Source organism: Campylobacter sp. RM16188 (assembly GCF_012978795.1).
GTDB lineage: Bacteria > Campylobacterota > Campylobacteria > Campylobacterales > Campylobacteraceae > Campylobacter_A > Campylobacter_A canis.
In genome coordinates this window covers 44,241-66,024 of sequence record NZ_LIWQ01000004.1, presented here as the reverse complement: position 1 = coordinate 66,024, position 21,784 = coordinate 44,241, and the positions used below count along the sequence as shown (strand labels likewise).

Genomic DNA, 21,784 nt, shown 5'->3' with positions numbered 1-21,784 from the left:
AGTAAATAAATAATATAATAAAAATAAAAAGGATTAAAGATGGATAGACATTTTGGAATTTCTATAATTAAACTTCTTGTGTTTGCATTTCTTTGCTTTTATTTCTTTGAAATAGCAACAAAAGATAAAGTTTTAGAGGATTTTATTAGTGTTTTTTTTGATTATTATTGGGGATTAATGCTTCTTATTCTTTTGTTTTTTCTTCTTCTTGCATTAATAGGCTCTAAACAGAAAAACAAAGAGGAAGAAGTGAAAAAAATCTTTACACAACTTGGAGCTTTTGTTGTTATTTTTTCAGGTTTTTACGCAAGTTTAATTAGTTTTAGCATTAGTCATAATGAAAAATATATCGAAATTTTAAAATCACAAATAAACGAGTGTTCTGTAATTAACGAGAAGAACAGTCATCTTTGTGATACTTATAAATATACTTTAAATGAATATTATAAAGATTTTGAAGATAGTATCACAAAGTATGTAAAAGACCTTAATGACCCTTGCAAAAGCAAGAATAAGCTTGAACTTCCAAAAAGCACTTTAGAAAAGCTAGGCAATATGGCTATATCGTTTATGTTTTGTCTTTCTTTAATTTATTTTTTAACTATATCAATAGACCCGATTGCTAATGCGGCTATAAATACAAAAGAAATGTTTTTAAAAATATCAGGAAAGGATAGGAATAGTAAAAATGAAAGACCTAACTTACGTAAAAATTCCAGACGATAATGGAGATTTTACAATCTTTTTAAAAAAGACAGTTATTGAAGAGGACAATGGAAATAAAGAGTTGGTTTATTTTGAACCGGGATTTACGATAAAAGACGATAGAATAGTCAGAAAGGATATTATATACGAGCGAAAATTCGTATTAGGGTATGAGAGCAATGGATTTGCTCTGTCCAACGAAGATGATTTTAAGCAATATGCTAGAGAAAAATTTGAAGCTTTTAGAGGTGAGCTACTTATAAACCCTTTTGCAGTGCATTTTTGCGGCAAGAAAGAGCCTGAATATACGGACGAAGAAATCACCAAGACTGAATTTTCTTGGTAAGGATATAACTTTTGATTAGGAGCAGAATATGAATTTTTTAAAAATCAAATTGTGGTTAGAGAGTGAAAAGAGGTTTGCTGCTGTAACAGCTGTTAGCTTTGTAGAAAAAAAGGCTGAGATTGATTCTAATGAGATTGTGTTCTTTAGCGATGAGAATTTATGCTTTTTTACAGGTGTGTATGACATAAATTTTAAAGAAATTTACACAAATCATAAAGTCAAAGTCAAAAAGGATGGGCTTTTTAGAGAAGCTCTTGTTTGTTTTGATGATAAGATGGCTTCTTTTAGACTTGATTTTGGTAATGGAGAAAGTGCTTATCTAGGAGATTTTATTGATGTTTTTTATGGTTTGGAAGTAGTAGGCAGTATTCTTGGTGAAGAATCCAAAAATAAAGATGATGAAATTTATAACCCTGAAGATGCTGGAGCGGTATCAAGCGTTAGCAGTTTGATTGATAATATTTTCAATTAATTTTTTGAGCGTTTAGCGTTAATATATAAATTTAAAGTTATTATATAAGTTAATGTGATGTGAATAACTTATAATAAATATGATTTAAGCGTGGCTTCTGTTTAATTTTTTTTTGGAAAAAAAGGGAAATTTTAGTATTTTTTTTTGGAAAAAAAGGGAATTTGCCAATTTTTTTTTGGAAAAAAAGGGAATACGGCATACTATTTTTTCTACGAATCAGCTAAAAAACATCTGTCATAATAGGCAAATACCCATAAATACGGTATTTCGGAAAAAAAGTGAGTTGTGTTATAGTCTGGTAAAATTACTAATATTCAGAAAAGAAGCAAGTTTTTAAAAGCTGTAAAACCAAGTATAATACCCTTAAATACGTTATTTTGGAAAAAAAGGGAATACGGCATACTCTTTGCAAAATGCCTATTTTTTGGAAAAAAAGGGAAAATTTAGTATCGCTTTTTGGAAAAATAAGGAATTCTATATTATTTTTTTTCACAAATTAGTCCAAAAAAGCATCTATTATAATAAGCAAATCCCTATAAATACGTTATTTTGGAAAAAAAGGGAATACGGCATACTCTTTGCAAAATGCCTATTTTTTGGAAAAAAAGGGAAAATTTAGTATCGCTTTTTTGGAAAAAAGATGAATTTAAATAGAGTTTTTAATCAATTTAATGTCTATAACTGCCTATTTTTTGGAAAAAAAGGGAAAATTTTAGTATTTTTTTTGGAAAAAAAAGGAATACGGCATACTGTTTTTTCTACGAATCAGCTAGAAAAACATCTGTCATAGTAAGCGAAAACCCACAAATACGTTATTTTGGAAAAAAAAGGAATACGGCATACTCTTTGCAAAATGCCTATTTTTTGGAAAAAAAGGGAAAATTTAGTATTGTTTTTTGGAAAAAAAGGGAATTTCATAGTATAATTTCAATAAAAATTGAGAGCTTTTTATGAAATTCAAAGACAATGAATCTATCGCAACCGTAAATAATGACGTTGAATTCAAAAAAATTCTTAAAGCAAATTCTGTCATTCGCGGCTGGGTTGTAAATCCAGCGAATCTAAAAGAAAAACCTAAGCAGCTTAGTTTATACGAAAAAAGAGTGTTAAATTTTTTGCTTAAATGCTTTCAACAGTGTTATAGAAATAACCCGGAAAGCCTGAGAGAATTTAACACGATTGTTTTTCCGTTTGAACTGTTTAAAAACACTGTGGATGACAATAAGAATTATCGTAAAAAAATTCAAGATGCACTAATTTCGCTTGTTTCAAAAAGATTTGTCCTTAAAGATTTTGTCGAATTTGAAACCGGAAAAAGGCTAGGCAACTACACTACGACACTTGTTAATAGCTTTTCTGTCTATAAAGAAGACAAAAATATGCTAAGAGTTACTATTCCTGCCCCGCTAGCCGGAACTTGTTGCCAAAAACTAGGGCATTATACACATCTTGACTTTAAAACAATCAACTCTTTTACTAGAAAATATGCTTTAAATTTATATGAATATCTAGTTTCAAAAATACAATTTCAAGCCAATGAGCGTAATTTTAAAGATGAAATTTCATTTAAAATAGATGAGCTGGAGAATATCTTTGAATTTCAAAAATCTGAACTTAGGGATGATTACAGTTTAAATTCATTGCTTGCCGATAAAAAGCTAGGTGATATTATGGATTCAATCAAAGAAGCTGTAAATTTTAAAAACTATGAAGTATTATCAAAAGACTTAAAATTAGTTATTTCGATAGGGAAAGATGTCTATTCAAAATTTCAAACGATGCCACCCGATGTTGTTGATTTGGCTTTTGAGAAGTTTTCTAATTTAATAGATGCCGATGTTTCATATCCTGCGAGTAATCAAGTAGTTTTTACTCTTGATAAAACCAAAATGATTGATACTATGGCAAATTTTTTAAACATCTTAGCCAAAAATTACCCTAATCAACCATTACTAGATGCCGATGAAGATAAAGTTAAATACGGTGATATTGCTGTAAATTCTAAAGGAGATTTTTATTATTTAAGTAAAGATGCCTCTATGCCTCTCATAAAGTATAAACAAAAGAAAAAAATTCTAAATTTCTTATACAAAAACCACTATGAGCATCTAATGAAAAAATGTAAGCAAACTATCGTTCTTGACGTAGAGTGTGAAGAGCTACAAATGTCAATAGAAAACCAAGAGAGAAATGATATAGCTGAAACCATAAAATATTTTATTGGCAGGAAACTTTACTCATCAAAAGCTGATTCTACATTTGAAATTGTTAGCTTGAGTGTTGATGATAAAAAATCCATTGAAGGGGAGTTTAAAATTTTCGCCAATATGATTAATACAGAAACCAAACAAGAGGTGCATAATAGTTTTGCCAGCCTAGAGCAACTAAAAAAAGCCCTAGAAAAAAGCAGAAAAAAGATTGAACAAGACGTAAATTTGTTTGATGACTTATAGATTTTAATAAAATAGTAGCCCAAGAACATTGTGTCGGGTGGGGCGTTAATGAATTTATAAAATTATCAAATTTAATATTAAATTAAGTTATTATATAATATAATAATTATAACAAAACAAATCTTAGGAGAAATACAATGGCAAACAACAGCTTTAACATATCCTATAACGACAGCCATAGGGCGCAACAAGATTATGGCTGCGCTACAACTGCTTTGTATATCAATTCCACAGGTCAGTTTTTAATACTAAATGGCGACCATCGAAGCGGATATGAAAATTTAAATTTTGACGAGAGCTTAGACTACTTTTACTCTCATATCAACGAAGCGAGCGAATTTTCAGAACACGGGCGAATTTTTGATTTTAACAACGGAAATGCCCGATATGTAAGTGGTGGCTACTAAAATTTACCGAATTTCAAAAAAAGGACAAAAATGCAAAACGATTTAAAAAACACTATTGAGATTCTTTTAGAGGCTCAACTTCAGCTTTCAACAGAGGATATAGTCAAAGCAGGAATCGACAACCATACGGCTTGCAAATTTAACGGTAACTTGCTAAGTTTTTATGCTGTTTTGGATAGCGACAATAGAGAGAAGTTGTTAAATTTTATATTTAAAGACCTAAAAAGACTACAAGAAATAGCAAACGAATTAAAAGAAGATGCAGAAAAAATACTTGGATGCGATTTAGTTTTAATTCAAACGAGTATCTCTTCTAGCGACAATAGATTTTTTCCTGTTGCAAAAATTATAGACAAAACAATCAGGCAAATAGACAATGAAAAATTTGTGTCATTTAATGGCAAAAAAGGTTTTAGCAAAAAAATAGGTAAATTTCAGTATTTCTTAGAGATTGAAGGCTTAATGATTGAGCATCCTAGTTTAAAGGATAAAAATGGAAAATTTAAATTTATCTACTAGCATTAGTGATTTTATTTATTACGTGTGGATTTGGCTTTTAGTGTCTGTCGGCTTATTTTCATTTTTTGGGTTTTGCTTGACAAACCCCTTTGTTAAGCTGGAAGAAAAAGAGATAAAAATTGCCATTTGGGGCGGTTTCTCAGGTGCAGTATCTTCTCTTTTGGCTTTATTGGTCATATTAGGCACTCCCGTATTTGCCTTTTTAAAAACCTTAGACATAGAAATCGTATGGAGCTTTATTGCGTTTGCTTTTAAAGTTATATTAAACAATTAAAATAAAGGATTTAAAATGCAAGTAAATGCAGAAAAATGGAAAAACAGCATAATGGCACAATTTAAGAGCTTTAACGATGAAATGGAAAGAATTTTAGACAATTTAAAAGGCAATGATGCAAATATAGACGAAGCAACCGAGCTGCTAGAAAGACACAAAGAGATAGTAGGAGAGGTTGAATTGTTTATGGACACGGCGATTGAAAATGACATCGGAAATTAAAAATGAAAAGTGCAACAGAGTCTAAATATCTTCAGGGCAAGGCAACCAAAGAACAAGCGGAGCAAAACCTAGATGAACAAATAATCGAGGAAAATTTTGCTCCGATTGCGGGAGCTATTAAAGAAAGCCAAATTGATATAAATGAGTTGTTTGGATTGATTTTGTCAATAGAGGAATCCATACAGAACCAAAACGAAGAAAAATAGATGCCAAACAACTCTATTTGCGCGATTAAGATTTGCTATAATTGCCTAAAATTAAAATGTAAAAAGGCTCATAGATGATAGGCTTTACGGATTTTTTGCTTGCATTTTTTATAGCTTTGGCTGTGATACAAAAATACAATTACATAGTATTAAAATCAGAAAACGAGTGCTTAAAAAGAGAAAATGATTTTTTAAAAAAGAGGTCTGAAAGTAACGCATAAAACTATTAAAACCTCACCCAATATATAATATTTTTACTTCATAAAACCTCATAAAAATATCAAATTTAATATTAAATTAAGCACATAATTAATATAATAATTCTAACAAAACAAATCTCACCTTAAAGGATAAAACAATGAAAAATTTAGTCTCAAATTTAAAAGAAAACGAGCAAGACTACGAATGGTATCCTACTACAAAAGAGATACTAAAATGCGTAAAAGAACACATAAATTATGGTTTTAGCTCAATTCTTGACATCGGAGCAGGGGACGGCAGAGTTCTTAAAGAGCTTGCTTTTATTGAAAGCGACAGAGGCTCTTATTTTGAGAAAATGTATTCCATAGAGAAAAGCGAAATTTTAAGAGCTAGACAAGACAAAGACATAATCCCTCTAGGATGTGATTTTTGGCAGAATACACTCATCGATAAAGAGGTTGATGTGGTATTTTGCAACCCGCCTTATAGCGAATATGAGGAGTGGTGCGAAAAGATTATCAAAGAGGTAAATGCTGAACATTTGTATCTTGTGATACCTCAAAGATTTAAAGACAGTGATAAAATCAAAAGAGCCTTACAGGCAAGAGCTATTAAAAATTATGAAATCATTGGAAACTTTGATTTTTTAACAGCCGATAGAAACGCAAGAGCTAAAGTGAATGTTGTTTATTTTAAAATGAAGAGCAGATACAGAGATGAGGGCAAGAGTGCGTTTGAGTTGTTTTTGGACGAAAATTTCCCTTTTAGTGTAACTGAAGGCAACAGCAGTGAAGCGCAAAAAGAAAAGATTAACAACTATCTTGTAAATGCCAAAAATCAAATAGAGGCATTGGTTAAGCTTTACAATGCGGAATTGAATAAGCTTATGGATAATTTTAAGGCTATTTGCGCACTTGATGCAGATGTTCTTGAAGAGATAGGCTTTAAAAAATCAGTTTTGAATGAAAGTATATCCAATCGTATTAAAGGACTAAAACATATCTATTGGAATGAACTTTTTGATAGATATGAACCTATCACGTCTAAATTTACAAATAGCTATAAAAATAATCTGTTAGAAGAGCTTAGATATCGCAAAAACATAGACTTTAATCTCGACAATGTTTATGCTATTACGATATGGTTTTTGAAAAATGCTAGTAACGATTTTAGCGAGCAGGTGTTAGATTTTTATATGGTTCTTGCCGAGAAAGAAAATTTAAAAGCTTATAAGTCTAATAGGCATTTTACTACCGATACTTGGCGATATATGAATATGAATGAGCGAAAAAACCTCTTTAAAAAAGATGCTAATCAAAAATCAAAACTAGATTATAGGCTTGTTCTTCAAAGAGGTGCTTTTTATTCTATGGATTGGGGAGGTCGAGGCTATTTCACTGCTGATGGTATAAATATAGTTAATGACTTTTTGGTAATTGCCAGAAATTTAGGTTTTGCCATCAATTCGGAGCAGTTCATCAAGGGCTGGTATCGTGATGTGTATATATGTCCGGGAGAGAAAAATTACCTGTATTTTAACGGTAATGAAATTTTGCTTGAATACAAAGTCTTTAAAAACGGCAATATGCACATAAAAGTCAATCAGGACTTAATGAAAGCAATTAATATAGAGGCAGGAAGGCTCTTGGGGTGGCTAAGAAGTCCAAAGGAAGCGAGCGATGAACTTGACATCAAACAAGAGGATGCAGAGAAATTTTTTCACTCTCTGCCCGAAATAAGTATCGATAATAGCTTAAAGCTACTAAGTGCATAATAGTATCGGCGGCAGAGGCTGCTTTGCCGCTTTTTAAATAATTCTATCTTCAAAATTTGTGATATAAACAGCCGCATAAGGGTATCAATGTTCAACTTAGAGATGATTGACGGGTTGGATTTTATTGCTTAATTTTTTATTCTTGTCTTGGCGAAGATTTCTATGCTATGCAAGCAGATAGGTATTTAGAAACACCCAAGCGGAGTAGTTTTCAAAAAAAGATTAGATGCGCTTTGTTGCCTATCGGGATATTGCTTCTAATATACTCAATTTATTTTGTGCCGGGCGAAATTCAAGGGATAAAAGTTTAGCGGTTAAAGCTGTGGCGGAAATTACCGCTTTTGCTAGGATTTTTATATCATAGGGCAGGGCAGCTACTCTGGTTTTTGTAGCTTTAAGCCAGAGCAAATCCTAGACCCCATAACGGCTTTAGCGGCATAGAGGTTATTGTCTGTTCTGCCTGCTCTCTTGTTAGCCTTATTATGCCAAAGTTTGTTGTGTTTCCCGAAATAAGCAGATTATAAGTGCCATTGTTGAAAAATTCCCAATACCAGAGGCAATTATCTTCTCTCACAAATAAATTTTTAGCCTCTTCGAGCGCAAAAATTTTATCACCTATAATAATTTTTTGGCTGTCATCCGGGAAATTTTTGACTTCTAATATCTCATTGCCGACAAGAGGTAAATTTTGCAATCTTTTTTCGATAACTTTATCGCCCGCTTTGAAAGTTTGTTGTGTTTTTGGCTTGACGCGATATGAATAAAATTCCCAATTCCATTTCGGATATTTGCAATCTTCCCATCCATCCTTAAAGACTTCGCCTTCAAAACATTCTGTGATTTGTATTTCTTGCCCGCCTATAAAAGCCTGCATTACCTTGAGCATTTTTTCTGTTTTCATCCGGTTATTTCCTTTTTTATTGGATTAGCCTAAAATATCGTAACAAATTTTCTTCAAAGAAATTCTAGTTTCTTCCAAGAAGGTTTTAAACTCTTCATCGTTCGCACAAGCAAAGATTATCGGCAAAAAAAAGGGCGTAGTTTCCCCATCTTTATTTGTAGTTTGGAGTAAAATTTGGTCTTCAAGAAAATTTGTAACATAAACACCTGCGTATTGTTTATCAGAATTATATAGTTCAACTAAATCTTCATAGTTTTTTTTATAAAAATTGCCGATATATTCTTCTATACAGTCTTTGCCAAGAATTCTTATAAAAGGTCTGTTTTTATTAATGACATCAAAGAGCATCCACAATCTGCTGCACACTAAACTAGCCAAATCGTGATGTTTTCTAACGAGTTGTATATATTCCGTTTTCATCACTGTCCCTTTAAATGCTTGTATTCGTCATCATAGACGCTACCAATGACTTTTACCTTTGTCAGCAAATCACAAAAGAAAAAGAACCTGCTACCTGCTTCGCCGTTTGAATCGGGCAGTATAATAAAAGCGGCAAGCTCTGTATCATATTTTACTTTGCCAATGAGTGTATAGCCCAAATATTGGTCGCTTTCAAATTTTAAAACATCGCCTTCGCAAATTTCTTTGCTTCTGCGACTAAATCTAAACCCGGTATATTGCAGCAGCTCAATATCTTTTAATAAAACTTCAAAAGTTTCATCTCTTTCTTCGTCCATAAGGGTATATTTATTCTCGATGAAGCTCGCATAAGACACTTCATACAAGCCTTTTTTATAAATAACCCTCTCGTTTGTCTTTGTAGATATTGCGGTTGTATCCCTTTTTAAAAAAGCCCTATAAGAAATTCTGTCTAGCTTTTCTCTTTGGATTGGATTTTTCCAAGAGGCTTTTTCGACTTTTACGCAATACACATCTGAAAGCTCAAAGGTTTTATTGTCTTTTAGGCTTTTTATCATAAACGCGGCAGATTCTTTGTCATAAAAGACACTTCCCGTATATGAAGCATCGTCTTGCTTAAAAGAAACGATATTCCTTGAGTAGATATATTTGCCGTTGATGTCTTTTATTTGAGAGTTTCTTAAAATTTCAACGTTTTTTGCAGAAATATCAAAATGAGCGGATTCGGCTTCATTAAACAGGACGCATTTGTTGTTTTTGAAATCCATTTCCCATACCGGATAAAATCCTTGAGGGCAACTCATTTTTGTTAAAAATAGAGGCTCGCAAATCGTCTTATTTTTTCTTAAAAAAGCCATATATCTATATTTTTTCATCTTCTGTTCCTGTGTTTATTACTATCTTTTTTTAAAAATTCTCTTTTTGGTAACAATTTTTGAAAAGAACTCATCGGTGATAAGTAGGCGAACTTTTTGAGTGTCTAATAAATTGTCTTTTAAAGAAAAATTGCCATATCGTTGCTTTAAATTTAGCACAAGCTCATTTTTGAGAGCTTTAACAATTTTTTCATTGTGCCTTAAGCTCTTTTTTCGTCTTATGCGTTTTTGGGCAAGGGTGTTAATGTCTTGCCCGGTCAATAAGAGTGTCGGCTTAGAGCTGCTCTTTAGTTTTTCCGCATAAAAATCACTTGGTGGGAAAAATAGATGCGCTTCATCAATTAATTCGTTTTTATACATTGCTTACTCCTTTATCTCTATTTTGTGCATATTTTTTAAGAATTTTTCTTTTTCTATGCGTTGTCTAATTTCTTCCATTCGCTTTTGCTCTGCTAGAGTTTTTGCCTTTTCGGCTGTAATTTCTCTTTGCTTTATTCTGATGCTAGCCATTTGGTTTATCTGCTTTCTACTTGGATAGTTTTCAAACCGATGACTTCTCCCCTCTACAAATTTAACTTTTGCTGCAACGCATATATCGGTATCTTTGTATTGCTCAGAAAGACAATACTCAGTAGCTAAGGCTATATTTAATCCTTCTTTCTGCAAGAAAAAAGCAGAAATACTTATGAATATGGCAACCACAAAACTTAAGCCAAGCACATACTCTTTTTTGCCAAATGGCATATAGTCTATTTTCATTGTAAGCAAAATGCTTGTCGCAACAAAGCAGGCAATAAAAAGAACAGAAATTGAAACGTAAATATATCGCCCGAATGTGTCATACATAAGAAGGTAAAATTCTTGCATAGCTATCGCCCCTATCAGTTGTTTTGTAGCTTAGACTTTATCTCTTTTATCTCTTTGGCTTTTTGGATGTCTTTTTTAACATCTGTAATCATAGCCCAAAGGGTTTCTAAGAGATTCTCATCATCGCTCTCTAGCTTTCCTGTGTAGCCTGCGAAATGGTCGTCATAGTATTTATCAAAATTTTTGCTGAAATACTCATACTCTTTAGCATCTAGTATCAGCTTGGTAAAATTTGCGACTTGTTCATTGCGCAAAGCTTGGCGAGCTTCTCTTTTTTCTTTTGTTGCTCTTGCCTTTGCCCTTACGTTGCTTATAATATCTTTCATCCCATAAAAGCCGTATTCATAAAGCTCCGTCTCCTTGTCTGTAACAACAAAGCTATTTTTATTTTTTATGAGGTCTTGGAAGTCTGACAAATTTGCTTTTTTATAAGCATCTTTCGCTTTTTTACCTGATGCTTCTTTAATTTTATTGATAATAGCAAGACCATACTGTAAAGCCATACGAGCTGATTTTGGACGCTTCATCAAAGAGGGATAAGAAATATCCAAGTATGTGCCAACATTTGCTAAACTCTCTTTTGAAATGTTATCTTTATTCATTTTTCATCCTTTAGTCTAAATCCTAATTGTTATAATTATTATAATATATATATACTTAAAATAAAATAAAAAACTATATTATATTATTATGGTTTGTGCTAATTTTATCGCGTTATCATCGGAAGAAAAGCATACACTGCTATTTATTTCTTGAGGATAAATTTCTATATTTTTGCTAGGTTCTCGGCTTGTTATATAAAGCTTATTGATGCTCAGTCTAGGACTCCCCTTAAAATCTTGTATAAAAAAGAGTCTGTCCTGTATAAAATTTAAGTGAAATTTATCGACATCGCTGTTTTTTATGTCAAATAAAATTCCGTCTTCAACGTTATTTTTGTTAAAATAAATAGTTAAATTTGGATATTTTTTTAACGGAAAACTATCCCAAATTTTAAAAAAATTATTATAAAAGCCTGTCAGCTCTTTAAGCAGCCATTTTTCAATTATGACTTCAAAAGTGCAGTTTTTATATTTCGATTCTTCCAAACTAATATCATACTCGCCGCTATATTGAATGTAGGCATTCTCAAAATTTATCTCTTTTGGTTTTATTTTTTTGAGAGAGAATATATTTTTTATGGCATTAATGTTTAGTTTTGTCCCTTTTTTTATACTCAAAACTGGAAATATGATAGTTTTTTGGCTAATGTCTTGAATTAAAAAATCAAGTCCGCTGTTGTGAAGGGCAACGGCGATACTTAAGATAAAAATTTTGCTGTCTATCTCTGTATTATATAGATAAATTTCGTCTATTTGTCTATCATTAAGGCTAAAAACTATATAGGGATTATCTGTTAGCTCATTTAAGTCGCTAACGGCTTTTAAATCAGCTTCTATCTGGTTGATTAAACTCTTTGGGGCTAATAATCTGTGTATGGATTTTTCGCCAAATTCAAAAAATTCATAGTGTGTTTTTAGTTCAATCATTTTTTAGCCTTATGAAAAAATAGAGCAGGGAGAATTCCCTGCAAATTTTAAGCAAAACATTCCACTTGAATATTAAAGCAGCCGAATTGCTCTGGATTTTCCCTTGTCTTGTCCCACTTGCCGTATTCACCCTGAGTCATATCTGGGTTTAAGTAGATTATATCAAATCCGCTTGTTCTTAAATTAGCCTCGATGGCTTTTAAAGCCTTGTTTTGGCTTTTGTAGTAGCCAACAGTGTCAATACTATCGCTACTAAGCCAACAATCGCCTATTTGGGCTATAAATATATTGTTGCTACTCATTTTTTGCTCCTCAGAAAAACTTGTTTGCTATTTTTTCTAAGATAGCGTTTATTCTCTTTTTTAGAGTATTAAAGCGTTTTAGTCCAAGAATGAGCATTGATAGCTCTGTAAGCAATTTAAATGCGCCAATCGCCAAGCTTCCTAATATAAAAATTAGTGCAAGTGTTAATGCCGTTTCTAACATTTTTTGTCCTTTTTAGACGAGATTTTTTGTTTTGTTAGAATTATTATATTATATATTAGCTTAATTTAGTATTAAATTTGATAATTTTATGAAGTTTTATGAAGTAGAAACAAGAGGCAAAATCCTCTTGTTTCTTGTTTTTTAATGCGCTTGTTCGCTTTGCAAAACTCCCTTAACAAAAATGAGCTTTTTGTCTGGATATGCAAAGGTGATATTTGCATCGCCGCCGTTTCGCCAAACAGCTTGGCAATCTTCGCCTGCACGATGAAAAAAATTAGCTTTGTAGTAATAAGAGGATTCCTTGTTGTTACTTATGCTTACTATGTCGGCATAACGCAATCCAAGAACCATAAAAGCCATATAAAATAAAGCTCCAAAAGCGATACCAAAAACTGAGCTTATGGCATATCTTTTAAACATCGGGCGCATACTTTTATTTTGCATAAACGTAACTAAAAAAGCACAAACACTGCCAAAAATAGCACTTGAGAATAAAAAATTTACATTTATATCCGATATTTTTGCTAGCATATAACAATTAATGGCTAAACTTACTCCAAAAGAGGTTGCTATAACAAACAAAAAAATATCGCCATTGACTATGTTTCTTTTAAGCTCTTTTCTTAAAGAAAGCAAAAGTAATTTTGTTGAATAATCCATTAGATTTCCTTTTTAAATTTTTATATAATTATACAAAATATACAGCTAAGTTTCTTCCCATATCTTTTGGGTTTATAAACTCTTCGGCAACAAAATATTTTAAATTGTTTTTGTCAAAAGCTTTTATATAGCTATGAGCGATATAATATTTGTCTTTGCTTTTATAAAATTTATACGTTAATATTAATTTTAACGGTAGTAGTAAAAAAACAAAATACTTAAAAATTATATCAAATCCACCTAATATAAGGTTCTCAAATCTAGCCATATCCCAACCAATTTCAGCTCCCAAAAAAAAGATTAGAAAAAAAATAGCTATTGCGACAATTATTGGAATAATTGCAGGAATTTTGCTCGATTCTTCTACCTCTTCGTCTTGTTGCTTTATGATTTTAACACCTATAACACCAACACACACAAATATAACCCCTGCCAATACTTTTGAAAGCACGCTAAAAATGGACGATTTTGCATTTTGAAGCGCAGCATCTATTGTGCCGTCATAAGAGAAAGATTGCTCTTGTTTTAAACTTATATCCAATCCTGCAAACGCCCCAAATATCAAGTTTAAAATACATATTAAAACCCAAAAGCCTAAAAAAAATTGAATATAGTCGATTGCAAGCTTTTTAAAATTAAATTTAATCATTTTCTATCCTTTTATTTGTAGGTTAAAATGTTAAAGCCAAGACCATAGACGGGAATAAAATCAATCTTTGCCAGCCTATGAAAATATAGGTCAATTTTGTCTTTTCCGTATTTGTTTTCAATAAAGACAAAATTTTTATCGCCTCTGGTTTCTGAAATTTCATCAAGCATCAGAGCCAAGACCCTGTTTATGTCAGATACATATTCGCTTGTTTTATGGTGTTTGTAAAATATGGAAACATTAAAATCTGTCGGGTTTTGTAACTTATTTGCAATAAAGGCAGGAAAATCATATATGCAATCATTGTTCCGCATAAAATTGACAATCTTTTCTTTTGGCTTGAATATCTTGTTGATTCTAAGGATAAAGTTGATATTTGTTTCGGGAAATAAATACAATTTATCCTTTAAAATATCCTCGTATGTTATATCGTTTAGCTCGTCAAAATTATCCTTATTGATTTTTGAAAAAGCTATGGCAAATTCTTTCAACTTGGTTTCTTTAGGTTCGCTATATATATCGGGCAAATTTAAAGTTTTCACCTTTGAATATTCCCTTAAAAGCTTGGCTAGCATTAAAACCTCCTTGCTTCGATAAGGATTTCGTCTTTTGAATAATCTTCAAGACTTAAAGCACCTGAATTTTTAAGTTCAAGATATTGTTCGTTCATAAATTTTGTGTTCTCCGCTTGAGCTTTTTGTATCTCAGTAGCAACTTTCTCAATTTGTTTTTTGCCTTGCTCTCTTAATTTATCCATTTCGGACATATCTTTTGCGCTTAATAAATTCGTTTTTGTATTATTGAGAATTTCAACGATTGCTTCATTAGTATTTATAACATTGAGCTTTTGAATTTCAACGATACTTTCTTTTAAAGTAATCATCATATTGGCTGCACTCTTAAAGGAATTAACCCCCACCATTGTTTTTAGCTCGCTATATAAAATATTGCGAAGTATAGGGGTAAGCTCGTTTATATTTTGAGTTAAATGTGTTGCGGATAAAATTATAGGCTCAATGAGGCTTTTAAGGCTGTCGTGCTTTCTTTTTACTTCCGACTTTGCTTCGGTGAGCAATCTGTCCATTGCCAACTTGTCTGTTGTTTCAGTAAGGGTATTATAAAATTCTGTTGCTTTTGCAATCCATTTATCTAGCTCTACAATATCTGAAGCGAATCCGCTTCTAGTTTGCTCAAAAAGCTTAAGGTGTTCTATTAGTTCATCGTATTTTTTTTCAAAGTGAGCTAGGGTGTTTGTGATATATTCTGTTAGCTCTTGCTGAAGTGCTATCTCCGTTTCCGCGCTCTTTTTTAATTTGCCAATTATAGGCAACTTATCGGCAATTCTGCTAAATAGTCCTTTGCTTTTGCTCATATCCTCTATTTGTTTTTGGACTTTTACCAGCATATCGCCAACATCCTTTAAGTCGATAACTCTTGCATCAGAGTATATCTCTTTTAGGTGTTTTTCTGTGTTTTGAATTGATAGCAATTCGTTTTTAAAATCTGAAATTTGCATTTTTTGTCCTTTTAGATGAGATTTTTTGTTTTGTTATAATTATTATATTATATATACACTTAAAATAAAATAAAATATGATAATTTTATGAGGTTTTTGAAATTGTATGCAATAATTATGAAGGTGTATAAAATTTCGTAGAGTAGGGCAGGGCAAAGAATACCGATGGCTAAAAGTATCTATGCCCCAATGCGGTTTTAAGTTGTTTGAGTTGTAAATTTGCTACTAAGCCTTATTCCGCTTCAAGCGTTTTGCAGTTTTGATAAATATTGCCTATGATTTCCCAAAAATTGGTTATAGGCGTTTTGTCGGCTTGTGAATATGTGGAATTTAAAGGCATAGTATAATCACCGAAGTTGGCAATAAAGCATCCGTCCTTAAGCTCTATAACCCCAACAGGATTTGATGGAGTTGTATCGACAAAATTTTCATCAGAATCTTCATAGCCACTAGGAGATACGACCAAATCCCTGATTGTATAGCCCGTATAAATCTCAACTCCATTTGCATCTTTAAAGCCCGTATATTGCATAAGCTCAATATCTGCAAAACGTCTTTGATGAAGATAGGAGCGACTATTCGTAGGTGTTATATGAAATAAATCAGCTGTAAAATCTGAAAAATCAAGTCTAACAACTTCCCTAACCCTTTTTAGCTTTTTATCCCACGCTTTAAATTTAATCTCTATCATACTATTATCCCTTATGCAAGATTTGTTTTTTTGTTAGAATTATTATATTATATATTTACTTAAAATAAAATAAAATATGATAATTCTATGAGAGTTTTGAGATTGTATGGAGTGATTTTATTTTGTTTTAAAATTTTAATCAATAATCGTCATATTCGACTACCCAATATTCACCATTTTTTAGTTTATAGGCTAAATAGCCATAAAAACTATCTTCCCCATTTTGTCGTTGCCAAACTAAATAGTTATCGTTTTTTTCAAACAAAAGGCTCTTGCCAGAAGAATCACAAATTAAATCACAAACATAAAATTCTTTATTGCTTTTAACGACTTTGTTAAATTTGGTAAAACCACAATGCTTAATATTTTCGTTTTTTATTTGTTCTTGCAACTCTTCGAGCGCATCCTCTTTTATTTCGCAGCAACTGCTCATAAAAACATCAAAGAAATATTTGATTTCGTTTTTTTCTCTATTACTCAGAAACATTTTTTATTTCCGTTCCTTTTAGGGTTTAATTTTTATGAATTACTTTCTGCTTCCGATTTTTGACAAGATTTCAAAAAGCTTTTGCATTTGTGAATTAGAGCCATCCATACGAATTAACTCATATTTTAAATTTGGCTTGTCGGCTATATATTTTTTAGCTTCTTCAATATCAAAAGTGATTTTAAGCCCCCTACTTGGAGCTTCCCAAGTTTGTTGCAAAGGCAGGAAAGAAAAATTGTTCAAGTCTTCTTCATCTCTAAGAAAAACAGAAAGGGCTTCATTATCCTCGATTTCTCTGATTTTTAGGATTAAGTTTATATTTTTTACTTTCCAATTCTCGTGGTCTGTATGGGAAGTTCCATCAAGAATATAATTAATCAGATATTCTTTGGCTTCATCTAATCCTTCCGCTACTTCTTCACCCTCTAGGCATAAGCCCCAAAAATCTGCAAAGTCAGGGAGTCCGACAAGCGGTTTCCCCTTTTGGATAATAGCTATATACTTATCGCCATTGTCCTTATCCGCATTGCAGTTAATCGTTTTGCCAAATTCTCTTAAAAAGTTAAAATCAGTTTTTGATATTTGATTAGTTTTATATGGCAAAGACACATTCAAATATCGCTCTCCAAAACAATCTACTTTTTCAAAAAAATCACAAATTGTTTCGTCATCAATCGTTACTGCCACATTATTGCCGTATTTTTCGATATAAAAGTCTAACTTTTCTTTAAATTCTTGTAGTTTCATCTGTTTTTCCTTGCTCCAAAGCTTGCCTTTTTCTCTCTTCAGCCATTTCATCGACTATTCTGTTTATCATAAGAATAACAGTTGTTATATTGAGAAAAAACCTTTGTCCTCTTATTGTGTCGATTGGGAGTTTGTTATCTTTGCTGCTTTTGAGCAGTTCCTCTTTTTCAAGCATATAGTCTCTGCCTTTGTATAGCCCTTTGTCGTGGTCTATAATTTCTATTACTTCAGTAATATTGATAGATATATCTTCTTTGTCAAAAGCCTCTTTTGAATAATCACTTTTTGTTTTTGATTCGATTATGTAATCGCCTACCTTTACTTCTATATACCCGTCCTCAGTTGCATCTTTTAAGCTAACGAAGAATTCGTCCATCACGAAACATAATTCTTGTTCTGCTATTTTTGTTTTGTATCTCACTTTTTACTCCTAAAATGGTATCGTTTCGTCTATTTCATATTTGTCATCGTCATTTGATGCAACACTAGGGGTCTTAATTTTACTTGGCTCTGGCTGATTATAGTTGCTTTGAGCCGCTGCTTTTTGTGGCTGGGTATATTGCTGTTGTTTTTGCTGAGGCTGTCTTGAGTAGCTGTCTTGCTGCCCATAGCCGTAGCTGCCTTGATTTCCTTGTTGCTGTCCGTAGCCGTAGCTGCCTTGATTTCCTTGTTGCTGTCCGTAGCCGTAGCTGTTTTGACCGCCCTGACTTCCTTGTTGTCCAGCGTTTCCAAGCATTTCCATATTTTCAACGGCTATGCTATGCTTGCTTCTGTTATGTCCGTTATTATCAGTCCATTGCTGAAATACTAGCCGCCCTTCGATTAACACTTTTGAACCTTTTGCTAAGTATTGATTTGCTATTTCAGCTTGTCTTGCAAAAAACGTGATGTCAATAAAACAAGTTTCTTCGCGTTTTTCGCCGTTGAGCGTGTATTTTCGAGTTACCGCAATGGCACTGTTTCCCATAGCATTTCCGCTTGTAGAATAGCGCAACTCAATATCCCTTGTCAAATGTCCAATTAAAACAACTTTGTTAAACATTATTCAGCCTTTTCAAAATAGTCCAAGATTACGTCTAAAAAATTTTGAATGACCTCTTGTAAGTCATTCTCGCTTTTATACTCTCTAACATCTGCAACCCCAAGATGTTCTTTTTCTTCAGGATTGAAATAGCTTGACAGAATAAATTTATCTGTATTTTTGTCAGCTAATAAAATCGCTAAGGTCGAAAGGCTGTGATTAGGAAGATATAAATTGTCGCTTATTTTAGTAGAAAATAGCGAGTTTATCTTTTTTCTATCAATGTCGGCTCTTTCGATAATGGTTATAAACGATTTCGGGCTAAGTTCCTGTATAGTTTTATTTATAATCTCTAAATCAGTTCCTGCCCTCTCAAAGTTTTTGATTGTTTTGCCTTTGCCTAGTAGCATTTTTATCCTTTCTCAAGTGAGATTCTTTTGCTTTGTTAGAATTATTATATTATATATTTACTTAAAAAAAAATAAAAAACTATATATTTTTAATAGTTTTACGAATAAAATTTAAGAGTATGGCAAAGGGCGATTAAGCCCTTATAATTAGTCGGATTCTTTGAATATAATGTTAAATCGTTCAGCTGTGATGCTCTTGTTGCTTTTGAAATGTTCGTCAAGTTTTGCCCTTAGAGAGTAAAAGCTTTTTTCGGACATTGCAACGCAAGGTAGCATATCGAGCTTGCCGCTTTTAATATCCTCTATTTGCTGCGGAGTTGCCAGCTTGAAACAATATCTGTTCTGTTTGCCTTCAGGTTGTATCAGTATTTCGTTTTGTTTCGTTACGATATAGGGTTTGTTTGCCTCGTAAAATACATATACGCTTGACAAGATAGCCGCCGCAAGAGCTAAGGGCATAATTAGCTTAGTGTTACTCATTTGATATACCTTCCATAATTTTTATCGTGTTCTTGATAGTGTTTAACGCTGTGGTGTGTTCTTAGGACATATATGTATTTATATGTGCCATAGGTTGCGCCGCCTAAAAATTTTCTACTGTGATTTGCACCCCCGCTTGTTTTTATTCTACATATCAGATTCTCTCTCCACATTTTAAGCAAGTCTTCTCTGAAAGTAGCTACTGAGCAGTTGGTAGCTTTTTGGTATTGCCAAAAAGCGGGACAGTTTTCATTGGCTGATATGCGCGACACATAATTAGAAAGAATATCCAAGATGATATTTTTGCGTTCAGTATAAGGAATTTTCATTTTAAAAGTCTTTATATTAATTTTTATTTTTGTGTTGCTCAAGAATTTTATCAAATTCGCCATCGTGTGCTGGGCGGGCATTTAGGCATAACAAAAAACCACTACTCAACACTTCAAAAACGCCAACAAATTCGTCTGTCGCTTCTTCATCATCATCTATGAAGAAATCATCGTCTTTAAATTTTTTAAAATTAAAATCCCCACTCTTGCTCATATAGTTTTTATCGTGAAAAACAGAAAAAAAGAAAAGCTCGTCTGTTAAAAGCTCACGGCAATTAACTACCAAATTGCCACGACTGCCCCAATAAAAATATTCAATGTTAAAATAGACCTGCTTTTTGTTGGCAAAATCTATCTTCTTTATCTGCTGTTTGTTTTCTTCTGGAGTTAATATTTTAGGCGAATAGCCAGAAGAGTAAAAAACATTCGGGCTTTGATGTATTACTTTTTGCATTGTTTATCCTTTTGTTCGCTGATGCTATAATTTTCATTTCTGTTTTTAAAAATGTTTTTATCTCTAGGGAATAAATAATCAAGCAACTCTGCTGTTGCGACCCATTTATTGTTTAAAAGAAGCCTTTTAACTTCATCTAGCGTTTCTTTTGATGTTTTTAAGATGTATGCTTTTGAGTTGTCTATGTTGTAAAATTTTATAGCACCATCGTTTATAAATGTTATATAATACAACTGCTCTAACATCTTTTGTTTAATGTCGCTATTTGACACTTTGTCTTCGGTATAAAAATATATCGCAAGCTTGGAGTTATCTCTACTTACTAAACTAACTTTGTAGCTATATACAAGCGATACCTGTATTCTTTCGTTGTCATTAAAAGTTTTTGGATTACACACAGCAAACCTCCCTGATTTCTTTGATTCCCTCATAAATATTGCCAACAACCTCATAGTCGGCAATATTATAAAATCTAAAGAAAATCTCTCTTTCACACTCTACGAGGTATTCGCAACCTCCTTTGTGATAGACAACTTGCCCGGTATGAGTTCCGCTTCCAAATCTTGTTTTAAATTTTAGAATGTCGTTTCTGAATATTTTGACGTTATTTTTGTCTGTGTTTTTTGTCCATTCCATAACGTCAATATCACTGCCAGCTCTGGTGTCTATAATTTTATCTAAGCCGTATTCATCAAGACATAATGCTCGGACAAAATCTTTTTTGAATTCTTTGGCAAAAGCGATTGATTTTACTTGTAGCATAACCCCCTCGCTTTTATCCCAGATTCTAAAGTCTAAATTTTGCATTTTATCCCTTTAGGAAAGATTTGTTTTGTTGTTTGACTGCTCTTTTTTAATCTTTTTTTAAATTAAGCTCTGAAAATACGTCTTGTAGCACATTAAAAAGATTGTCTATGTTTTGCTCTGTAAATTTTGCATAGCCGAAATTGACTACTATACTGATTTTATTCTTATTGTCTGAAAAGCATATTCGCTTGCCATAGCCACTATCAAAGCCATAAAAATTTAAGAAAATTTCTTTAGCACCTTCAAAGTTATAATCTAAGTCAAAACCCTCTTTTGCGAAAAAGCTATCCGCTTTCGATAGACTAGCCTCAATAGTTTTTTCAAGCGTAGATGCCTCACATCCTGCCTCTTTGCTTAATTTTGATATTAGCTCATTAGCTTCAAACATTTTATTGATTTTTTCCACCAACATACATCATCCTTTATTTTGAAGTTTAAATCTTGAATCTTGTCATACAAGAAAGATTTGTTTTGCTAGAAATATTATATTATTTATTTACTTAAAATAAAATAAAAAATTATATTTTAGAATATAAAATCTTTAGTGCTTTTAAATACTTGCTTGGCTCAACAAAGAGTAGCCCCTCTTGGTTTTTAAGTTTAAAATTTGTGCTATGTGATTTTGAGCTTCAGCCTGAGTGTCAAAATTTTTAATGACTATGCCTGTTGGAGTCTTGTTGGCTTTGCGACCATATATGCGCTCAACCCTAAAATCTTCAAAGAGAGTATTTACACAATCAATTTTATAGTATCTTGTGTCTTTTTCTAAGACAATCATTTTATTTATTTCCTTAGTTATTTTATATATTTAAGTTATTAAAATAAATAAAATACACTGAATTTTATTTATAAACCGCAAAGAAATATATAATAAAT

At 32.1% G+C, this 21,784-nt stretch carries 37 protein-coding genes; 11 read left to right on the top strand and 26 right to left on the bottom strand.

The features are described 5' to 3' along the window. The first annotated feature begins 39 nt into the window (after positions 1 to 39). The 11 genes from CDOM16188_RS03340 (at position 40) to CDOM16188_RS03290 (ending at position 7,579) form a co-directional block, all read left to right on the top strand. A complete protein-coding gene (locus CDOM16188_RS03340) occupies positions 40 to 726 on the top strand; it encodes a hypothetical protein (protein ID WP_172198790.1) in 687 nt (228 codons plus the stop codon). Then, the gene (locus CDOM16188_RS03335; protein WP_172198787.1) at positions 689 to 1,051 is read left to right on the top strand and encodes a hypothetical protein; all 363 of its coding nucleotides are present in this window, start codon (positions 689 to 691) and stop codon (positions 1,049 to 1,051) included. The genes CDOM16188_RS03340 and CDOM16188_RS03335 overlap by 38 nt, the downstream gene beginning before the upstream one ends. 28 nt (positions 1,052 to 1,079) lie before the next feature. Next, positions 1,080 to 1,523 (top strand): hypothetical protein, encoded by a 444-nt coding sequence (locus tag CDOM16188_RS03330; protein WP_172198784.1) that lies wholly within the window; start codon positions 1,080 to 1,082, stop codon positions 1,521 to 1,523. Positions 1,524 to 2,473: 950 nt separating this feature from the next. Continuing rightward, positions 2,474 to 3,976, top strand: a complete 1,503-nt coding sequence (locus CDOM16188_RS03325; RefSeq protein ID WP_172198781.1) for a replication initiation protein — start codon at positions 2,474 to 2,476, stop codon at positions 3,974 to 3,976. Between the two features lie 137 nt (positions 3,977 to 4,113). Next, positions 4,114 to 4,383, top strand: a complete 270-nt coding sequence (locus CDOM16188_RS03320) for a hypothetical protein (RefSeq protein WP_172198778.1) — start codon at positions 4,114 to 4,116, stop codon at positions 4,381 to 4,383. A gap of 30 nt (positions 4,384 to 4,413) precedes the next feature. Continuing rightward, positions 4,414 to 4,902 (top strand): hypothetical protein, encoded by a 489-nt coding sequence (locus CDOM16188_RS03315; RefSeq protein WP_172198775.1) that lies wholly within the window; start codon positions 4,414 to 4,416, stop codon positions 4,900 to 4,902. Beyond that, positions 4,877 to 5,176: a hypothetical protein gene (locus tag CDOM16188_RS03310; protein ID WP_172198772.1), complete on the top strand. Its 300-nt coding sequence runs from the start codon at positions 4,877 to 4,879 to the stop codon at positions 5,174 to 5,176. Before CDOM16188_RS03315 ends, CDOM16188_RS03310 begins: the two co-directional genes overlap by 26 nt. 15 nt (positions 5,177 to 5,191) lie before the next feature. Next, positions 5,192 to 5,398 carry a hypothetical protein gene (locus tag CDOM16188_RS03305; RefSeq protein ID WP_172198769.1) on the top strand — a complete coding sequence of 69 codons (207 nt, stop codon included), beginning with the start codon at positions 5,192 to 5,194 and terminating at the stop codon, positions 5,396 to 5,398. A gap of 2 nt (positions 5,399 to 5,400) precedes the next feature. Continuing rightward, positions 5,401 to 5,604 (top strand): hypothetical protein, encoded by a 204-nt coding sequence (locus CDOM16188_RS03300; protein ID WP_172198766.1) that lies wholly within the window; start codon positions 5,401 to 5,403, stop codon positions 5,602 to 5,604. Between the two features lie 74 nt (positions 5,605 to 5,678). Then, a complete protein-coding gene (locus CDOM16188_RS03295; RefSeq protein WP_172198763.1) occupies positions 5,679 to 5,825 on the top strand; it encodes a hypothetical protein in 147 nt (48 codons plus the stop codon). A 137-nt stretch (positions 5,826 to 5,962) separates the two neighbouring features. After that, complete coding sequence (locus tag CDOM16188_RS03290; RefSeq protein WP_172198760.1) at positions 5,963 to 7,579, top strand: DUF4942 domain-containing protein; 1,617 nt, start codon at positions 5,963 to 5,965, stop codon at positions 7,577 to 7,579. Positions 7,580 to 7,973: 394 nt separating this feature from the next. Here CDOM16188_RS03290 and CDOM16188_RS03285 read toward each other — a convergent pair whose 3' ends face one another. The 26 genes from CDOM16188_RS03285 to CDOM16188_RS03160 form a co-directional block, all read right to left on the bottom strand. Then, positions 7,974 to 8,480, bottom strand: coding sequence for a hypothetical protein (locus CDOM16188_RS03285; RefSeq protein WP_172198742.1), 507 nt, complete (start codon positions 8,478 to 8,480; stop codon positions 7,974 to 7,976). Between the two features lie 24 nt (positions 8,481 to 8,504). Next, a complete protein-coding gene (locus CDOM16188_RS03280) occupies positions 8,505 to 8,900 on the bottom strand; it encodes a hypothetical protein (protein ID WP_172198739.1) in 396 nt (131 codons plus the stop codon). After that, positions 8,900 to 9,775: a YopX family protein gene (locus CDOM16188_RS03275; protein WP_172198736.1), complete on the bottom strand. Its 876-nt coding sequence runs from the start codon at positions 9,773 to 9,775 to the stop codon at positions 8,900 to 8,902. The genes CDOM16188_RS03280 and CDOM16188_RS03275 overlap by 1 nt, the downstream gene beginning before the upstream one ends. 21 nt (positions 9,776 to 9,796) lie before the next feature. Then, positions 9,797 to 10,135: a hypothetical protein gene (locus CDOM16188_RS03270; protein ID WP_172198733.1), complete on the bottom strand. Its 339-nt coding sequence runs from the start codon at positions 10,133 to 10,135 to the stop codon at positions 9,797 to 9,799. A 3-nt stretch (positions 10,136 to 10,138) separates the two neighbouring features. Then, positions 10,139 to 10,642 carry a hypothetical protein gene (locus CDOM16188_RS03265; RefSeq protein ID WP_172198730.1) on the bottom strand — a complete coding sequence of 168 codons (504 nt, stop codon included), beginning with the start codon at positions 10,640 to 10,642 and terminating at the stop codon, positions 10,139 to 10,141. A gap of 14 nt (positions 10,643 to 10,656) precedes the next feature. Continuing rightward, the gene (locus tag CDOM16188_RS03260; RefSeq protein WP_172198727.1) at positions 10,657 to 11,244 is read right to left on the bottom strand and encodes a hypothetical protein; all 588 of its coding nucleotides are present in this window, start codon (positions 11,242 to 11,244) and stop codon (positions 10,657 to 10,659) included. Between the two features lie 78 nt (positions 11,245 to 11,322). Beyond that, the gene (locus CDOM16188_RS03255) at positions 11,323 to 12,171 is read right to left on the bottom strand and encodes a hypothetical protein (RefSeq protein ID WP_172198725.1); all 849 of its coding nucleotides are present in this window, start codon (positions 12,169 to 12,171) and stop codon (positions 11,323 to 11,325) included. Positions 12,172 to 12,218: 47 nt separating this feature from the next. Then, complete coding sequence (locus tag CDOM16188_RS03250) at positions 12,219 to 12,473, bottom strand: hypothetical protein (RefSeq protein ID WP_172198722.1); 255 nt, start codon at positions 12,471 to 12,473, stop codon at positions 12,219 to 12,221. Between the two features lie 10 nt (positions 12,474 to 12,483). Next, entirely contained in the window at positions 12,484 to 12,657 is a 174-nt protein-coding gene (locus CDOM16188_RS03245; RefSeq protein ID WP_172198719.1) for a hypothetical protein, read from the bottom strand. Between the two features lie 141 nt (positions 12,658 to 12,798). Next, positions 12,799 to 13,317, bottom strand: coding sequence for a hypothetical protein (locus tag CDOM16188_RS03240; RefSeq protein WP_172198716.1), 519 nt, complete (start codon positions 13,315 to 13,317; stop codon positions 12,799 to 12,801). 28 nt (positions 13,318 to 13,345) lie between these two features. Next, a complete protein-coding gene (locus CDOM16188_RS03235) occupies positions 13,346 to 13,966 on the bottom strand; it encodes a hypothetical protein (protein WP_172198714.1) in 621 nt (206 codons plus the stop codon). A gap of 11 nt (positions 13,967 to 13,977) precedes the next feature. After that, on the bottom strand, positions 13,978 to 14,541 hold the full coding sequence (locus CDOM16188_RS03230; protein WP_172198711.1) for a hypothetical protein: 564 nt from the start codon (positions 14,539 to 14,541) through the stop codon (positions 13,978 to 13,980). Next, complete coding sequence (locus CDOM16188_RS03225; protein WP_172198708.1) at positions 14,541 to 15,482, bottom strand: hypothetical protein; 942 nt, start codon at positions 15,480 to 15,482, stop codon at positions 14,541 to 14,543. Before CDOM16188_RS03225 ends, CDOM16188_RS03230 begins: the two co-directional genes overlap by 1 nt. 232 nt (positions 15,483 to 15,714) lie before the next feature. Next, positions 15,715 to 16,173, bottom strand: coding sequence for a YopX family protein (locus CDOM16188_RS03220; RefSeq protein WP_172198705.1), 459 nt, complete (start codon positions 16,171 to 16,173; stop codon positions 15,715 to 15,717). A 139-nt stretch (positions 16,174 to 16,312) separates the two neighbouring features. Then, on the bottom strand, positions 16,313 to 16,660 hold the full coding sequence (locus CDOM16188_RS03215; protein ID WP_172198702.1) for a hypothetical protein: 348 nt from the start codon (positions 16,658 to 16,660) through the stop codon (positions 16,313 to 16,315). Positions 16,661 to 16,699: 39 nt separating this feature from the next. Beyond that, the gene (locus CDOM16188_RS03210) at positions 16,700 to 17,407 is read right to left on the bottom strand and encodes a hypothetical protein (protein ID WP_172198699.1); all 708 of its coding nucleotides are present in this window, start codon (positions 17,405 to 17,407) and stop codon (positions 16,700 to 16,702) included. After that, positions 17,388 to 17,828 carry a hypothetical protein gene (locus CDOM16188_RS03205; RefSeq protein WP_172198696.1) on the bottom strand — a complete coding sequence of 147 codons (441 nt, stop codon included), beginning with the start codon at positions 17,826 to 17,828 and terminating at the stop codon, positions 17,388 to 17,390. The genes CDOM16188_RS03210 and CDOM16188_RS03205 overlap by 20 nt, the downstream gene beginning before the upstream one ends. Before the next feature lie 9 nt (positions 17,829 to 17,837). Next, positions 17,838 to 18,449 carry a single-stranded DNA-binding protein gene (ssb, locus tag CDOM16188_RS03200; RefSeq protein WP_172198693.1) on the bottom strand — a complete coding sequence of 204 codons (612 nt, stop codon included), beginning with the start codon at positions 18,447 to 18,449 and terminating at the stop codon, positions 17,838 to 17,840. Beyond that, positions 18,449 to 18,838: a hypothetical protein gene (locus CDOM16188_RS03195; protein WP_172198690.1), complete on the bottom strand. Its 390-nt coding sequence runs from the start codon at positions 18,836 to 18,838 to the stop codon at positions 18,449 to 18,451. Before CDOM16188_RS03195 ends, ssb begins: the two co-directional genes overlap by 1 nt. A 147-nt stretch (positions 18,839 to 18,985) precedes the next feature. Further along, complete coding sequence (locus CDOM16188_RS03190; RefSeq protein WP_172198687.1) at positions 18,986 to 19,318, bottom strand: hypothetical protein; 333 nt, start codon at positions 19,316 to 19,318, stop codon at positions 18,986 to 18,988. Further along, entirely contained in the window at positions 19,315 to 19,647 is a 333-nt protein-coding gene (locus CDOM16188_RS03185) for a hypothetical protein (protein ID WP_172198684.1), read from the bottom strand. Before CDOM16188_RS03185 ends, CDOM16188_RS03190 begins: the two co-directional genes overlap by 4 nt. Positions 19,648 to 19,663: 16 nt before the next feature. Beyond that, positions 19,664 to 20,101, bottom strand: coding sequence for a hypothetical protein (locus CDOM16188_RS03180; protein WP_172198682.1), 438 nt, complete (start codon positions 20,099 to 20,101; stop codon positions 19,664 to 19,666). Then, entirely contained in the window at positions 20,089 to 20,532 is a 444-nt protein-coding gene (locus tag CDOM16188_RS03175) for a hypothetical protein (RefSeq protein ID WP_172198680.1), read from the bottom strand. Before CDOM16188_RS03175 ends, CDOM16188_RS03180 begins: the two co-directional genes overlap by 13 nt. After that, the gene (locus CDOM16188_RS03170; protein ID WP_172198677.1) at positions 20,492 to 20,908 is read right to left on the bottom strand and encodes a YopX family protein; all 417 of its coding nucleotides are present in this window, start codon (positions 20,906 to 20,908) and stop codon (positions 20,492 to 20,494) included. The genes CDOM16188_RS03175 and CDOM16188_RS03170 overlap by 41 nt, the downstream gene beginning before the upstream one ends. Positions 20,909 to 20,954: 46 nt before the next feature. Beyond that, positions 20,955 to 21,320, bottom strand: coding sequence for a hypothetical protein (locus tag CDOM16188_RS03165; protein ID WP_172198675.1), 366 nt, complete (start codon positions 21,318 to 21,320; stop codon positions 20,955 to 20,957). A 138-nt stretch (positions 21,321 to 21,458) separates the two neighbouring features. Next, on the bottom strand, positions 21,459 to 21,686 hold the full coding sequence (locus tag CDOM16188_RS03160; protein WP_172198672.1) for a WGR domain-containing protein: 228 nt from the start codon (positions 21,684 to 21,686) through the stop codon (positions 21,459 to 21,461). Between the last annotated feature and the right edge of the window lie 98 nt (positions 21,687 to 21,784).